Source organism: Mesorhizobium sp. M1006 (genome assembly GCF_040318825.1).
GTDB lineage: Bacteria > Pseudomonadota > Alphaproteobacteria > Rhizobiales > Rhizobiaceae > Mesorhizobium.
In genome coordinates, this window is record NZ_JAMYMZ010000001.1 from 142,547 (window position 1) to 157,859 (window position 15,313).

Here is a 15,313-nt window from a genome sequence, read left to right on the forward strand (position 1 = left end):
GGTACGAGCCGCGATGCACATCCTCACCACCACATCCGCCTCGCTCGACGATCTCGCCGAGCCTGTCGATCTCAGGCAAACGCCTGCGGATGTCGTGGCGCTGTCCTTCACCGACAGCGACCTGGCCGGGCTGGCGGCGGCGTGGAAGGCAGATGCGCACCGCCTGCCGTCGATGCGGCTCGCCGCCTTGCGCGACCTGCGCCATCCGATGTCCGTCGACCTGTGGATCGACAGCGTCGCCCGCCACGCCAAGGTCATTCTGGTCCGCATCCTCGGCGGCTATGACTGGTGGCGCTATGGCTGCGACCAGCTCGCCGCTATCGCGCGAAATCGCGGTATCAAGCTGGCGCTGCTGCCGGGCGAGAGCCACGACGAGGATTTGCGGCTGATCGAAGGCTCGACGCTGCCGCGCGAGGAGTTGGACGGCCTGCTTGGCTATTTCCGCGAGGGCGGACCGGCAAATATGACGGCGCTGGTGCAGAGGCTGGCAAGTCTCGCTGGATCGGGTGCGGCTGTAGCCGAACCTGTCAGCGTGCCAAAGGCGGGATTTTACGAGCCGGGACTGGGGGTCGCAGAACGCGGCGTCCCCCTCCTCCTCGAGAGGAGGGTCCGGCCGCAGGCCGGGGGCGGGATCCTCTCCGAAGCGCGCCTACACAAAACGTCGACCACTGCCGTGACGACCCCACCCGGCCGTGCGGGCCACCCTCCCCTCGAGAGGGAGGGGGACGTCGTGCCAATTCTCTTCTACCGTTCGATGCTGCTCGCGGCCGATGTCGCGCCCATCGACGCGCTTTTCGAAGCCCTGCGCCACCGCGGCATGGTTCCCGTGCCTATGTTCGTCTCCAGCCTCAAGGACCCGGCGTCGCTCGCCTTTGTCGAAACCGCGCTCGCAACCCTGAAGCCTGCCGCCATCATCACCGCCACAGCTTTCGCCTCGGGTGCCGAGCCCGGCGTTGAAACCCTGTTCGACCGCGCCGGCGTGCCCGTGTTCCAGGTCATCGTCGCAACCACCCGCCGCGACATCTGGCAAACCAATCAGCGCGGCCTGGCGCCCGCCGACCTTGCCATGCATGTCGTCCTGCCCGAGCTCGACGGCCGCATCCTGGCCGGCGCCATTTCATTCAAGGGCGAAAGCGAAACCGACCCGGCGCTGGCCTTCCGCGCCTTCGCCAACCGGCCTGAGCCCGACCGCGTGGCGCAAGTGGCGAACCGTGTCGAGGCCTTCGTGCGCCTGCAGCGGACGCCGCGTGCGGAGCGCAAGCTCGCCATCCTGATCCCCGACTATCCGAGCGCCCCCGGTCGCACCGGCTACGCGGTTGGTCTCGACGTGCCGTCCAGCGTGCTGGCAATGCTGCGCGACCTCAGCGAACAGGGCTACGCCGTTGAAAGCATTCCACAAACGCCGCGCGAGTTGCTGGATGCGTTGGAAAAGGACAGCCAAGGGCTGGCATTGAAGGAGTATTTGACCTTCTCGACGGAATTGCCGCCGTCGGCCATCGCTGCGGTGGAAGCCGCATGGGGAAATCCAGAAGATGAGACAGGTTTGTGCGAGGCACCCCCCTCTGTCCTGCCGGACATCTCCCCCTCAAGGGGGGAGATTGGCAGTTTCGCCGACGGCTCTCTCTCAACATCCTTGGTGATTGGCGAAAGCCGAGACAACAGCGCAATCTCCCCCCTTGAGGGGGAGATGTCCGGCAGGACAGAGGGGGGTGTTCGAGCGCCTACGGCAAAATTCCCCTTCCGCGCAGCCACCTTCGGCAACATCACCGTAGCCCTCGCCCCCGATCGCGGGCGCTCCATGAACCGCCGCGCCGACTATCACGACCCGACGCTGCCGCCGCGCCATGCGCTGGTCGCCTTTGGGCTCTGGCTGCGCAAGTCGCTCGGCATCCATGCAATTGTCCATGTCGGCGCCCATGGCACGCTGGAGTGGCTGCCCGGCAAGACCGTGGCGCTCAGCGAAAACTGCTTTCCCGAGATAGTCACCGGTCCCCTGCCCGTCATCTATCCCTTCATCGTCTCCAACCCGGGAGAGGCAGCGCAGGCCAAGCGGCGCATTGCCGCCGTCACGCTCGGCCATCTGCCGCCGCCGCTGACCGGCGCCGGGCTGGACGAAAACCAGCACAGGCTTGAACGACTGGTTGACGAATATGCCCAGGCCGACGGGCTCGACCGTCGCCGCCGCGACCGCCTGGCGAAGCTGATCGTCGAGACGGCGGAAAAGACCGGCCTCGCCTCAGAGGCAGGCGTCGCCAGGACCGATGCGGCCGACGAGGCTTTGCGCCGCATCGACGCCTGGCTCTGCGATCTCAAGGATTTCGCCATCAAGGACGGCCTGCACATTTACGGCCGCTCGCCGGAAGGCGAGGCTGATCCGTTGTGGCGGCAAAGCGCGGCAGCTGAAAAAACCGCGCTGCTTGCCGCCCTCGACGGCCGCCACGTCGCTGCCGGTCCGGCCGGTGCGCCGGCGCGTGGCCGGAGCGATGTGCTGCCGACCGGCCGTAATTTGTTTACCGCCGACCCGCGTACCATGCCGACGCCGACCGCCTATGATCTGGGCAAGATGGCAGCGGAAGAAGTGGTCCGCAGCTACATGCAATCGCATGGCGACTGGCCGCGCTCGCTGGTCATCGACCTGTGGGGCTCGGCCTCGCTGCGCACCGGCGGTGAGGAGATCGCGCAAGGACTGGCGCTGATGGGCTGCCGGCCGCAATGGGATTCCGCCACCGGCCGCATTACCGGCATAGACGTGCTGCCGCCGGCAACACTCGGCCGTCCGCGCATCGATGTCACCTGGCGCATATCGGGCCTGTTCCGCGACATGTTCCCGACCCAGATCGCGCTGATCGACGCCGCGGCCAACGCGGTGGCGACCCGCGACGAGGACGATTCGGAAAACCCGCTCGCCGCTAGGACCCGCATCGACGGCAAGATCAGCCCGCGCATTTTCGGCACCTCGCCGGGCACTTACGGCGCGGGCATCGAGGACTTGTTGTCGAGCGGCGACTGGGCCGCGCGCGAAGAGATCGGCCGCACGTATCTCGCCGCCACCTCGCACGCCTATGGCGGCTCCGAGGGCGAAGGCATTTCGGCGCCCGGCGCGTTCGAGGATCGCCTCGCCGAGGCCGACCTTCTGGTTCATACCGGCGACGACCCCGGCCGCGACATCCTCGAAGGCTCGGCCGACGTCGCCTTCATCGGCGGCTTTTCGGCAGCGCTTGCCGCGCTCGGCAAGAACGCCGACGTGATCGTGCTCGACACCACGGACCCGCAAAAGCCCAAGCCGCGCTCGATCAGTGAGGCCGTATCCCGGGTAGTTCGCGCCCGCGCGGTCAACCCGCGCTTCATCGCCGGCCAGCTGCGGCACGGGCCGCGCGGCGCCTCGGAATTCGCCGAGACGGTCGACCGGCTGGTCGGCTTTGCCGAGACTACCCATGCCATATCGGGCACGCTGATCGAGGCAGTGCACGACGCCTATCTTGGCGACCCCGTGGTGCGCGCCTTCATCCTGCGCGAGAACCCGGCGGCGGCGAAGGTGATCGCCGAGCGTTTGCTGTCGGCACGGCGGCGCGGGCTCTGGCATCCGCTGCGCAATTCGATCGATGACGATCTCGCCGCACTGATTGCCGAAGCGCAAGCGCTGGGAGTGGCGGCATGAACGCTTTCTCGCGCCGTGGCGCCTGCCCCGCTTTGTCGGCGCCGATGCAAACCGGCGACGGGCTGCTGGTGCGGCTCAATCCGGTCGCTGGAGGACTGTTGCCGAAGTCGTTGATCGGACTCTGCGAATCCGCCTTGCGCCATGGCAACGGCATCATGGAAGTGACCGCCCGCGGCAGCCTGCAGATCCGCGGCCTGACGCCGGCAAGCGCGCGGCTGCTGGCGATGGAGGTCGATGCGCTCGGCATCGCTGTGCGCACCGGCGTGCCGGTCGAGACCGGCCCGCTGGCCGGGCTCGACCAGGAGGAGATAGCCGACCCGCGCCCGATGGCGGAGCGGATTCGGGCGGCAATTGAGGACGCCGGTGTTACGCAACGTCTTGGCCCGAAGGTGTCGGTGATTGTTGACGGCGGCGGGCAGCTGACAATGGATGCGGTTACGGCCGATGTCTGGCTGGTCGCGGTGCGGGCCGCCGACGGAATTAAGTGGCGGGTATCGCTCGCCGGAGATGCGCAGGGTGCCACGCCGCTGGCGATGTCCGAGGAAGATGCGGCTTGTGACATCGCCGTCGCCATTCTCAGGATGGTTGCCGAAAAAGGCCGCGATGCCCATGCGCGGGATTTGACGGCGAGGCAGCTGAGATCTCTCGCAAGTTGGCGATCCGTCGCGCCCCCCTCTGTCCTGCCGGACATCTCCCCCTCCAGGGGGGAGATCTGCAGCTTCGCCGGCGGCTTCCCCCCAGCACCTTCGGCGATTGGCGAAAGCGGAGACGAAGGCGCAATCTCCCCCCTGGAGGGGGAGATGTCCGGCAGGACAGAGGGGGGCGCGACGGATCGCCGGCCCATCGGAATTTTCGATCTGGCAGCCGGCAGTACCTCCCTCGGCATCGGCCTGCCGTTCGGCAGCATACCAGCGCCAAAACTTATCGATCTCACCCAATACGCCCTCACCCTCGGCACCACCGAAATCCGTCTGGCGCCGGGTCGCGCGCTGCTTTTGCTTGGCCTCTCCCCAGCCGCATGTCTTTCCCTCCAGAAAACCGCCGCAGCCCTCGGCTTTGTCACCGACGCAGCCGATCCGCGCACCAGGATCGCCGCCTGCCCCGGCGCACCCGCCTGCGCCTCCGGCCGGATCGCCACCCGCGACATCGCCGAGATCATCGCTACAGAAAACCGCGACATCCTTGATTCCTCGCTGACGCTGCACATCTCCGGCTGCGCCAAGGGCTGTGCCCATCCCGGTCCGGCGGCGCTGACCCTGGTCGGTGGCGAAAACGGAGCCGGACTTGTCGTGGACGGGACGGCAAAGGCATTGCCCGCCGGATACAGGCCGGGCTACGACGCCGCGCACGGCATCGGCCGCGTTGCAGCGGCGATCCGCAGCGCACGACATTCCGGCGAGACTGCTGCCGCCTGCCTGGCAAGGCTCGGCGCGGCCGGCATCACCGAAATCTACCGACAGGAATGAGCATGCCCGCCCAGAACGCCTACGACTACATCCATGATGGCACGGCGATCTACGAGCGCTCCTTCGCCATTATCCGCGCCGAGGCCGACCTTTCGCGCTTTTCCGAAGCCGAGGCCGAAATCGCTATCCGCATGATCCACGCCTGCGGCCAGGTCGATGCTTGCAGGCACTTCGTTTTCTCGAGCGATTTCGTCGCCGCCGCGCGCACGGCGCTGGCGGCCGGCGCGCCGATCTTCTGCGATGCGCAGATGGTCTCGCATGGCGTCACGCGCGCCCGGCTGCCGGCCGGCAATGAGGTGATCTGCACGCTGCGCGATCCGCGGACCGCCGACATCGCGAAAAAGATCGGCAACACCCGCTCGGCCGCCGCGATCGACCTGTGGGGCGAGCGCATGGCCGGTTCGGTCGTCGCCATCGGCAATGCGCCGACAGCCCTTTTCTATCTGCTGGAAAAGCTGCGCGACGGCGCGCCGAAGCCGGCGGCGATCATCGGCATGCCGGTCGGGTTTGTCGGTGCCGCCGAATCGAAGGATGCGCTGGCCGAAAATTCCTATGGCGTGCCTTACGCCATCGTGCGCGGCCGGCTGGGCGGCAGCGCCATGACCGCCGCCGCACTCAATGCATTGGCGAGGCCGGGCCTATGAATACGATTGCAAAAGGCAGGCTTGTCGGCGTCGGCACCGGACCCGGCGACCCGGAACTCTTGACGCTGAAGGCAGCGCGCGCGCTCGCCGAGGCCGATGTCGTCGCGCATTTCGCCAAGCGCGGCAACAACAGCAATGCGCGCGCCATTGTCGGCGCGCATTTTCGCCCTGATCTGATCGAACTGCCGCTGCTCTACCCGGTGACGACCGAGATCGACAAGGACCACAGCGATTACCGCTCGCAGATAACCGATTTCTACGAGCAATCGGCCGAAAAGGTCGCCGCGCACCTCAGCGCCGGCAGGATGGTCGCTGTGCTTTCGGAAGGCGACCCGCTTTTCTACGGGTCCTACATGCATCTTCATGTCCGGCTGGCGCACCGCTTTCCGAGCGAAGTCATTCCCGGCGTCACCGCCATGTCCGGCTGCTGGTCGGCGACCGGCCTGCCTATCGTCCAGGGTGACGACGTGCTGACGGTGCTGCCGGGCACCATGAGCGAATTCGAGCTGACGCGTCGCCTCGCCGATACCGACGCTGCGGTGATCATGAAGGTCGGCCGCAACCTGCCCAAGATCAGGCGCGCGCTGGAGGCAACCGACAAGCTGGCGCGGGCCATCTATGTCGAGCGCGGCACCATGCCGGGCGGCGTCTCGATGCGGCTGGTCGATAAAAAGGACGACCAGGCGCCTTATTTCGCCATCGTGCTGGTGGCCGGCTGGTCGGGCCGGCCAAGCGCATTGAAAGCCGAAGCATGAGCGGCCGCCTCACTGTCATCGGCCTCGGGCCCGGCAACGCCGACCAGGTGACGCCGGAGGCAAGCCGTGCCGTTGCCGAGGCAAAATTCTTCTATGGCTATAAACCCTATCTCGACCGGCTCGATCTGCGTCCCGACCAGATTCGCGTCGCTTCCGACAATCGCGAGGAACTCGCGCGCTCCAGGGACGCGCTGCTGAAGGCTGTGGAAGGCCACGATGTCGCCGTCGTGTCGGGCGGCGATCCCGGCGTCTTCGCCATGGCCGCGGCCGTCTGCGAGGCGATGGAGGCGGGCCCACCCGAATGGCGCGCGGTCGACATCGCCATCGTGCCCGGCATCACCGCCATGCTCGCCGTCGCCGCCCGCATCGGCGCGCCGCTCGGCCATGATTTCTGCGCCATCTCCCTGTCCGACAATCTGAAGCCGTGGGATCTGATCGAGCTACGCCTGCTGGCGGCAGCCGGCGCTGGCTTCGTAATCGCGCTCTACAACCCGATCAGCAAGGCGCGCCCATGGCAGCTAGGCCGCGCCTTCGAATGCCTTGCTGCGATCCTGCCCGGCACCACGCCGGTGATCTTCGGCCGTGCCGCCGGCCGTCCCGACGAGCGCATCGAGGTTTTTCTGCTGGCCGACGCCGATGCCGCGAAGGCCGACATGTCGACCTGCATCATCATCGGCTCGCCGGAAACCAGGATCATCAAGCGGGGTGACAAGGCCGTGCTGGTCTACACGCCGCGTTCGGCAACGGGCCCAAGAACATGACCGACCAGAACATGATCGACCATCTCGCCAAGAGATTCGACGGTCTCAGCCGACGTGACGTCCGGCAGCGCCGGCCTGCGGATCATCACCACCTCGATTCCCAGCGCTCGCGCCGCCGCGATCTTGCCGTAGGTCGCCTCGCCGCCGCTGTTTTTGGAAACAACGACTTCGATGTGGTGTTGCAGAAGCAGTGCATGTTCGTCGACTTCCCGAAACGGCCCGCGCGCCAAGAGATAGGTCGCGCGGGGCACAGCGAGCCTGGGCTCGACCGGGTCGACACTGCGGATGAGATAATGATGCTGGGGAGCGGCCTTGAAGGCAGCGACCTCCTGTCGCCCGAGCGCCAGGAACACGCGGCGCGGCACCGATCCCAGAGCCGTCACTGCGCTGGCAACGGTGTCGACCAACATCCAGCGATCACCTTCGACCGCCTCCCATCCGGGACGCCTGAGCGCAACGATAGGCACGCCGGTCATGCGCGCTGCTTCCGCCGCATTGGCAGAGATTCGCGCCGCATAGGGATGCGTGGCGTCGATCAGCAGGTCGATCTTGTTCTGGCGGAGATACGCCGCCAGCCCGCCGGCACCGCCGAAGCCGCCGACCCGCACCGGCACCCCCTGCGCGGCCGGCTTTTCGGTGCGGCCGGCCAGCGACAGCATGACCGAAATATCCGCGCGCGCGGCCAGCTTTCCGGCCATTTGCCGGGCTTCCGTGGTTCCGCCGAGGATCAGAATGCGGTGGGTCGTCATGCCTGCTGAAGCTCCGCGCGGCGCCAAGCTCACCTCAAAGTGGCTCACGATCATCGGCATCGGCGAGGACGGTGTAGCGGGTCTCGGCGACGAGGCCAAGCGGTTGATCGCGGAGGCCGAATTCGTCTTCGGCGGCAAGCGCCACCTTGCCCTCGTCGCGTCGCTCGCCAAAGGTGAAGCGCGCGCCTGGCCGACACCTTTCGATGCCGAGATGCGCGACGTGCTGGCGCTCTCCGGCAGACGCGTCTGCGTGCTGGCCTCCGGCGATCCCCTCTACCACGGTGTCGCCGTCACCCTCGCCCGCAAGGTCGCGGCAGAGGGTATGCGGGTGATCCCCGCACCCTCGGCCTTTTCGCTGGCCGCCTCACGCCTGGGCTGGGCGCTGCAGGACGTCGAGACCATTTCGCTGCATGGCCGCTCGCTCGACCTGATCCGGCCGTTGCTGCATTCTTGCACCCGCATTCTCGCGCTGACCTCGGACAGCGATGCACCGGGAGCGATTGCCCGTCTCATGACCGAACTTGGCTTCGGCGCTTCGCGGTTGATGGTGCTGGAGGCGCTGGGTGGGCCGAACGAAAGCCTGCGCTCGGCGAGCGCCGGCACTTTCGACCTCGAAAAGATCAACCCGCTCAACGTGCTCGCGATCGAAGTTGAATCGACTTCGCAAGCACGCATCCTGCCGCTGACACCGGGACTTGCCGATCATTTGTTCGAGCATAACGGCCAGATCACCAAACGCGAAGTGCGCGCCGTCACCCTGTCCGCTCTCGCGCCAAGACGCGGCGAACTGCTGTGGGACATCGGCGCCGGATCGGGCTCCATTGGCATCGAATGGATGCTGGCGCATCCCTCCATGCGCGCCATTGCCGTTGAGGCCGATCCGACCCGCGCCGCGCGCATCCGACGCAACGCCGCGGCTTGCGGCGTTCCCAGTCTCACCGTCGTCGAAGGTTCGGCACCGCAAGCTCTTGCCGGGCTGGAGACGCCCGCGGCGATCTTTATCGGCGGCGGCGGCAGCGATGCCGGCGTGCTGGAAGGAGCCACCGATGCCTTGCCTGCCGGCGGCCGCCTCGTCGCCAATGCGGTGACCCTGGAGATGGAGGCGCTGCTGCTTTCCCGTCACGCCGCGCACGGCGGCCAGCTCGCCCGCATCGCTGTATCCCGTGCTTCGCCGGTTGGTTCGATGCAGGCCTGGCGGCCGGCTATGCCGGTCACTCAATGGAGTTGGGTCAAGCCATGATGGTCGCGGGCATCGGCAGCCGCAAAGGCGTCAGCGCAACGGACGTGCTTGCCGCGGTAGAAACCGCGCTGGAGGCGCACGGGCTTGCCCTGCCCGCGCTTTCGGCCCTCGCGACCGCGTCTCTCAAGCAGGATGAGGCGGCAATCTTCGACGCCGGACGCGAACTCCGCCTTCCGGTAATCGTTGTCGGGCAGGACGAACTCAAAGCCGCATCTACGACCAGCCGTTCCGACCTATCGCAGGAGCATGCCGGCACGCCGTCAGTTTCCGAAGCCTCGGCGCTTGCCGCCGCCGGCAAAGGCGCAAAACTGCTCGGGCCGCGCACCGTGCTCGGTGCTGTCACTTGCGCCATCGCCATCAGCGGAGAGGCGGCATGACCGTTCACTTCATCGGTGCCGGCCCGGGTGCTGCCGACCTCATCACCTTGCGCGGCAGCCGCCTGCTCGGCAGTTGTCCCGTCTGCCTCTATGCCGGATCGATCGTCGCGCCCGAGCTGTTGCAGCACTGCGCGCCCGGAACGAGGTTGATCGACACCGCGCCGATGTCGCTCGACGAGATCGAGGCCGAATATCTGGCCGCCCACGCGGCCGGCAATGATGTCGCCCGCCTGCATTCCGGCGATCTTTCGGTGTGGAGCGCCGTTGCCGAGCAGATCCGCCGGTTGGAAAAGCACGGCATTCCCTACACGCTGACGCCGGGCGTGCCGTCCTTCGCCGCTGCGGCGGCAGCGCTGCGCCGCGAGCTGACCATTCCAGAAGTCGCGCAAAGCCTAGTGTTGACCCGAATCTCCGGCCGCGCCTCGAAAATGCCGCCCGGCGAAACGCTGGCCGGCTTCGGCCGCACCGGCGCCACGCTGGCCATCCACCTTGCCATCCACGCCATCGACCGGATCGTCGCCGAACTGACGCCGTTCTATGGCGCCGATTGCCCGGTGGCGGTCGTCTTCCGTGCTTCCTGGCCGGACGAGCGCGTGCTGACCGGCACGCTGGCCACCATCGAGGCGCAACTGGCCGCCGATCCGATGGAACGCACGGCAATGATCTTCGTCGGCCGCTCGCTGGCGGCGGAGGGCTTTGGCGAAAGTTCACTGTATGACGCGCACTACCAGCGACGCTTTCGCGGACGGGACGGATTGTGAGCGGCAGCAACAGAAACACTACGGTCGAGCAGGCGCTCACCCGGCTAAACTTCAAGCCGCGCCAGCTTGAGCCCGGGCATGTCTGGCTGGCCGGCGCCGGCGCTGGCGATCCCGGCTGCCTGACGCTGGAAGTGCTAGCCGCCCTCGGACAGTGCGACGCGCTGGTTTATGACGCGCTGGTCTCGCCAGAAGTCGTCGCTGTCGCCGAGGGCGCGGAACTGTTCTATGCCGGCAAACGCGGCGGCAAGCCGTCGATGAAGCAGGACGACATCACCGCTCTGCTGGTCCGGCTGGCGCGCGAGGGCCGGCGCGTCGTCAGGCTGAAGGGCGGCGACCCCTATATTTTCGGGCGTGGCGGCGAAGAGGCGCTGGCGCTGGCCGGGGAAACTATCCCGTTCCGCATCCTGCCTGGCCTGACGTCCGGCCTCAGCGCGCTGGCCGCGACCGGCATTCCCGGCACCATGCGCGGCATCAACAAGGCGCTGATCCTGGCGACCGGCCATGCCGCCGGCACCGATGATGATCTCGACTGGGCGGCAATCGCCCGCACCGGCCAGCCGGTGGTCATCTATATGGGCATGGCCAACCTGCCGCTGATCGCCGCTTCGCTGCTCGAGGGCGGCCTGCCACCTTCGACGCCCGCCGCGGTCATCGTTGCCGCGACGACGCCGCAGGAGCGTATCGTCGTCGCCACGCTCGCCACGATTGCGGAAGAGGCAGCGGCCGCCGGTCTGACCTCGCCGGCGCTGATCGTCGTCGGCGGTATTGTCGCGATGCGCGCGGCACTGGCGGGTGAGCCATGACCCGCGCCATCATCATCGGCGCGCCGCGCTCGGGCTCGGGCAAGACCAGCGTCACCATCGGCATTTTGCGCGCACTTGCCCGGCGCGGCCTGAAAGTGCGCGGCGCCAAATCCGGCCCGGACTATATCGATCCTGGCTTCCACACCGCCGCCACCGGCTTGTCCGGCATCAATCTCGACAGCTGGGCAATGCCGCCCGCCCTGCTCAACGCGCTGGCCGGCGAAGCGACCGAAGATGCCGACTTCATCTTCCTCGAAAGCGCCATGGGCCTGTTCGACGGGATTCCGGCTGCTCCAGGCCGTTCCGGCTCGGCCGCCGACCTTGCCCGACTCTACGGCCTGCCGGTGCTGCTGGTGCTCGACGTTTCCGGCCAGTCGACCACGGCGGCGGCCGTCGCCAAGGGCTTTGCTATTTATGACCCCGATGTGCGCATGGCCGGGGTCGTGCTCAACCGGCTGGGCAGCGAGCGCCACCGCCGGCTATGCGGCGATGCCATCGAGGCACTTGGCCTGCCTGTCGTCGGCGCCATCCTGCGCGATCCCTCGCTCAACCTGCCCGAGCGCCATCTCGGCCTCGTCCAGGCCGGCGAATATGAGAATCTGGTGGCGCATCTCGACCGGCTGGCCGACATGGTCGAGCGCTCGCTCGACCTCGAGGCCATCATGGCGCTGGCGGCGCCATTCACGCCCGCGCCGGGCAATTTCGGCGATGCGCTGCCTCCCCCCGGCCAGCGCATTGCACTCGCCGAGGACGCCGCCTTCACCTTCCTCTATCCGCATGTCGCCATGCATTGGCGCAAGGCCGGCGCCGAAATCGTGCCGTTCTCGCCGCTCACCGATGAGGCGCCAGGCGACGATTGCGATGTCTGCTGGCTGCCCGGCGGCTATCCCGAGCTTCATGCCGGCCGCCTCGCGGCCGCGGCGAATTTCAGGGCCGGCATGGCGCGGTTCGCCGCCACGCGGCCGGTGCATGGCGAGTGCGGCGGCTTCATGGTGTTGGGCGAAGCGCTCGAGGACGCGTCGGGCGAGACGCATCGGATGCTTGGCCTCCTCGGCCATTCGACCAGCTTCGCCAAGCGCAAGATGAATCTCGGCTACCGCGAGGCGCGGCTGCGGTCCGGCTGTCCGCTCGGCAGCCAAGGCACGCTGATCCGCGGCCATGAATTCCACTACGCGCAGATGATTGCGACCGGCAATGACGAGCCGCTGGCCGACCTCGCCGACGGTCAAGGAAATCCGCTCGGCGCCTCCGGCTACCGGCGCGGCAATGTCAGCGGCACGTTCTTCCATGCCATTGCGAGGGGCGGATGAAGGCCTCGCAACAGCAAATTCTCGATGATATCGCGCTTTGCCTCGTCTTCTTTACCCGGCTGCCGCTGCCGAGAGCCGACTTCCGTGGCCGCAGCCTTGCCGCTGCGATCTGGGCTGCACCCGTTGCCGGTCTCGCCGTCGCTCTGGTCGGTGCGCTGGTCTACGCCGGCGGCACGAGGCTCGGCCTCGCCGCTGGCCCTGCTGCAGCGTTGGCCCTTGCCGCGATCTTGCTCGCTACCGGCTGCCTGCATGAGGACGGGCTTTCGGATGTCGCCGACGGATTTGGCGGCGGCAAGACACGCGACAAAAAGCTGGAGATCATGCGCGACAGCCGCATCGGTGCCTACGGCGCTTGTGCACTTGCTGTCTCGCTGCTGATCCGCTGGAGCGTGCTCTCTGGATTCGCCGGCCCGGCTCATGTCTTCTGGGCCCTCATTGCCGCGCATGCCGCGTCGCGCGGCCTGCCCCCCGCCTTCATGCACCTGCTGCCACCGGCCCGCAGCGACGGCCTCTCGATTGATGCAGGCGCAGTCACGGCCGAAACCGCCGGTATCGGTACCGTACTCGGTGCGATCGCGCTGCTGGCGCTTGGGTTCGGCGCTGCCGTTTTCGCGATCATCCTGCTCGGTCTGTTATTCGCCGCCTTCCGCGCGCTTTGCCTGAACCAGGTCGGCGGCCAGACCGGCGACACCGTCGGCGCCCTTCAGCAGCTGGGCGAGATCGCAATCCTGCTCGTCGCTTCCGTTTCCCTTTCCTGACTCTGTTTCGGAGATTTTGCCCCCATGCCTTTCAAATCGCTCGATGAACTGCGCGCCGCCTGCCTCGACCTGCCCACTGGCAGCGATGCCGCCGCAAATGCCGTCGCCCGGCGCCAGGACACGCTGACCAAGCCGCAAGGCAGCCTCGGCCGGCTGGAGACAGTAGCCGCCTGGCTGGCGCGCTGGCAGGGCCGCGACATGCCAAAGCTCGACCGCGTCAAGGTTTTCGTCTTTGCCGGCAACCACGGCGTCACCGCGCAAGGCGTGTCGGCCTTCCCGTCGGAGGTCACCGTGCAGATGGTGGCGAATTTCGCCGGTGGGGGTGCTGCCATCAACCAGCTTGCCCGCATTGCCGGCGCCGAACTCGACGTCATCCCGCTCGACCTCGACCGCCCGACCGGCGACTTCACGCAAGAGCCGGCGATGGACGACGAGGCCTTCCTCGCCGCCGTCTCCGCGGGCTACGACGCGATCAGCAAGGAACTCGACCTCGTCTGCTTCGGCGAAATGGGCATCGGCAACACCACGCCGGCGGCGGCCATCTCGACCGCGCTGTTCGGCGGCGGCGCGGAGCGATGGACAGGGCGTGGCACCGGCGTCGACGACGCCGGCCTCGTGCGCAAGATCGTCGCCATTGAGGCCGGCCTGAAGCGCCACGCCCCGGCGCTGGGCGATCCCCTGAAGGTAGCGGCAGCCCTCGGCGGCCGCGAGCTTGCGGCGATCTTGGGCGCTACACTGGCGGCGCGCCATCTCGGCGTGCCGGTGCTGCTCGACGGCTTCGTCTGCACCGCCGCCGCGGCACCCTTGGCCGGGCTGCATCCTGCCGGCCTTGCCCACACCATGGCCGCTCATGTCTCGGCCGAGTCCGGCCACCGCCGCCTGCTCGAAGCGCTCGGTCTGCCGCCGCTGCTTGATCTCGGCATGCGTCTCGGCGAAGGCTCCGGCGCTTGCCTGGCGGTCAACATCGTCCGCTCGGCGCTCGAATGCCATGCCCGCATGGCAAGCTTCGCCGAGGCCGGCGTGTCGGAGAAGTAAGGCGGAGCCAAGCGCGGATCGCGTTGATGAACAAACGCTCACAGATCTTCGGAGACCCCAAACAGGGGCTTCGCGATATTCTTGCTCGGATCATCAGAGATTTCGATAGCAAGAGCGGCGCCTTTGCCGGGCTGAAATACAATTCGCCGTGGATACTCGCCACCGAGGATTGGGCAGAGCGATCGGGCCATACGGTCGAAGAGCTATGCGAGATGATTTCTCAATGGCGAATCTCAATCTTTTCTGGCGAGCAGACAGACCCGAGAATCGTTCAGATTTTTGAAGATCTTCGCAGCGCCGCGGAAGATTGGCGAACCGAGACAGACTACATCGATCCACCGCTTCCCTACGATCCTGAAGAGGCAAAATTCCCCAATCGCAAAGAACTGAAAGCGCATACCCTCAGGGCTTGGGGATTCTTTGGGATTATCGACGCAGTGGCATAGCTATGATGCCAAGGACCTTAGGTTCTGCGGAATTTTTGAGAACAGATTTGGTCACGATGTTACAGTCACAATGACCTTTAAGCTTGGATATGGTGGGCCTATCCGGCTGGATTTTCACTTTCCTTACTACGCAGACGATGAACCTACATCCTTTGGACTGGGCGGTCTCTCGGGCGAGGCGCTATTCAATGCACTTCGACTGCCCAGGCATCCTGAACTCGAATGGATCGCAGGCAAGAGCAAAACAAACTTCGATGCCGTCGACGGCGTGATAGCCATAACGCGAGCAATCCTGACCTATCTGAGGCCCACCATCCAATAGTCGGGCGAGCCGACCGCAGCTGGCTGATACGTGCAAACCTGCAAAACGCCGTCTCGCGTTCCCAGCTCGTTAAGGTCCTTCCACCAAATCCTGGAGATTTTTGGTGGGTGCGCACAGGATTGAACTGTGGACCCGCTGATTAAGAGTCAGCTGCTCTACCAACTGAGCTACGCACCCACTCGGCCGGCAAAACCGGCGTTGGCGGGCATATAGCCGCCGATATCCGCC

General features: G+C 66.7%; 15 protein-coding genes and 1 tRNA gene. 14 read left to right on the plus strand and 2 right to left on the minus strand.

All coding sequences use genetic code 11. The features are described 5' to 3' along the window. The first annotated feature begins 13 nt into the window (after positions 1–13). The 5 genes from NKH60_RS00700 to NKH60_RS00720 are packed head-to-tail and all read left to right on the plus strand — an operon-like array spanning position 14 to position 7,284. Entirely contained in the window at positions 14–3,658 is a 3,645-nt protein-coding gene (locus NKH60_RS00700) for a cobaltochelatase subunit CobN (RefSeq protein WP_352831118.1), read from the plus strand. Then, positions 3,655–5,124 (plus strand): precorrin-3B synthase, encoded by a 1,470-nt coding sequence (gene cobG, locus NKH60_RS00705; protein ID WP_352831120.1) that lies wholly within the window; start codon positions 3,655–3,657, stop codon positions 5,122–5,124. The genes NKH60_RS00700 and cobG overlap by 4 nt, the downstream gene beginning before the upstream one ends. After that, a complete protein-coding gene (locus NKH60_RS00710) occupies positions 5,121–5,768 on the plus strand; it encodes a precorrin-8X methylmutase (RefSeq protein ID WP_502893717.1) in 648 nt (215 codons plus the stop codon). The genes cobG and NKH60_RS00710 overlap by 4 nt, the downstream gene beginning before the upstream one ends. Next, on the plus strand, positions 5,765–6,523 hold the full coding sequence (locus NKH60_RS00715; RefSeq protein WP_352831122.1) for a precorrin-2 C(20)-methyltransferase: 759 nt from the start codon (positions 5,765–5,767) through the stop codon (positions 6,521–6,523). Before NKH60_RS00710 ends, NKH60_RS00715 begins: the two co-directional genes overlap by 4 nt. Beyond that, a complete protein-coding gene (locus NKH60_RS00720; protein ID WP_352831124.1) occupies positions 6,520–7,284 on the plus strand; it encodes a precorrin-3B C(17)-methyltransferase in 765 nt (254 codons plus the stop codon). The genes NKH60_RS00715 and NKH60_RS00720 overlap by 4 nt, the downstream gene beginning before the upstream one ends. Here the strand turns inward: NKH60_RS00720 and NKH60_RS00725 are convergent. Beyond that, positions 7,248–8,033 (minus strand): cobalt-precorrin-6A reductase, encoded by a 786-nt coding sequence (locus NKH60_RS00725; protein ID WP_352831126.1) that lies wholly within the window; start codon positions 8,031–8,033, stop codon positions 7,248–7,250. The two genes, NKH60_RS00720 and NKH60_RS00725, sit on opposite strands and share 37 nt — an antisense overlap. Between NKH60_RS00725 and cbiE the strand changes: the two genes are divergently transcribed. The 9 genes from cbiE to NKH60_RS00770 all read left to right on the plus strand — a co-directional run bounded on the left by cbiE (position 8,032) and on the right by NKH60_RS00770 (position 15,085). Then, complete coding sequence (gene cbiE, locus NKH60_RS00730; protein WP_352870864.1) at positions 8,032–9,273, plus strand: precorrin-6y C5,15-methyltransferase (decarboxylating) subunit CbiE; 1,242 nt, start codon at positions 8,032–8,034, stop codon at positions 9,271–9,273. The two genes, NKH60_RS00725 and cbiE, sit on opposite strands and share 2 nt — an antisense overlap. Next, entirely contained in the window at positions 9,270–9,650 is a 381-nt protein-coding gene (locus tag NKH60_RS00735) for a cobalamin biosynthesis protein (RefSeq protein ID WP_352539604.1), read from the plus strand. The genes cbiE and NKH60_RS00735 overlap by 4 nt, the downstream gene beginning before the upstream one ends. Beyond that, positions 9,647–10,411, plus strand: a complete 765-nt coding sequence (cobM, locus tag NKH60_RS00740; RefSeq protein ID WP_352831130.1) for a precorrin-4 C(11)-methyltransferase — start codon at positions 9,647–9,649, stop codon at positions 10,409–10,411. The genes NKH60_RS00735 and cobM overlap by 4 nt, the downstream gene beginning before the upstream one ends. Continuing rightward, positions 10,408–11,214 carry a uroporphyrinogen-III C-methyltransferase gene (cobA, locus tag NKH60_RS00745; protein ID WP_352831131.1) on the plus strand — a complete coding sequence of 269 codons (807 nt, stop codon included), beginning with the start codon at positions 10,408–10,410 and terminating at the stop codon, positions 11,212–11,214. The genes cobM and cobA overlap by 4 nt, the downstream gene beginning before the upstream one ends. Beyond that, entirely contained in the window at positions 11,211–12,524 is a 1,314-nt protein-coding gene (locus NKH60_RS00750) for a cobyrinic acid a,c-diamide synthase CobB (RefSeq protein WP_352831133.1), read from the plus strand. Before cobA ends, NKH60_RS00750 begins: the two co-directional genes overlap by 4 nt. Then, positions 12,521–13,282, plus strand: a complete 762-nt coding sequence (gene cobS / locus NKH60_RS00755; RefSeq protein ID WP_352817159.1) for an adenosylcobinamide-GDP ribazoletransferase — start codon at positions 12,521–12,523, stop codon at positions 13,280–13,282. The genes NKH60_RS00750 and cobS overlap by 4 nt, the downstream gene beginning before the upstream one ends. A gap of 24 nt (positions 13,283–13,306) precedes the next feature. Continuing rightward, positions 13,307–14,317 carry a nicotinate-nucleotide--dimethylbenzimidazole phosphoribosyltransferase gene (gene cobT / locus NKH60_RS00760; protein ID WP_352831135.1) on the plus strand — a complete coding sequence of 337 codons (1,011 nt, stop codon included), beginning with the start codon at positions 13,307–13,309 and terminating at the stop codon, positions 14,315–14,317. Positions 14,318–14,343: 26 nt separating this feature from the next. Then, positions 14,344–14,763, plus strand: a complete 420-nt coding sequence (locus NKH60_RS00765; RefSeq protein ID WP_352831137.1) for a hypothetical protein — start codon at positions 14,344–14,346, stop codon at positions 14,761–14,763. Between the two features lie 70 nt (positions 14,764–14,833). After that, entirely contained in the window at positions 14,834–15,085 is a 252-nt protein-coding gene (locus tag NKH60_RS00770; protein WP_352681703.1) for a hypothetical protein, read from the plus strand. 101 nt (positions 15,086–15,186) lie between these two features. Here NKH60_RS00770 and NKH60_RS00775 read toward each other — a convergent pair. Continuing rightward, positions 15,187–15,262: transfer RNA gene (locus tag NKH60_RS00775), tRNA-Lys, on the minus strand. Between the last annotated feature and the right edge of the window lie 51 nt (positions 15,263–15,313).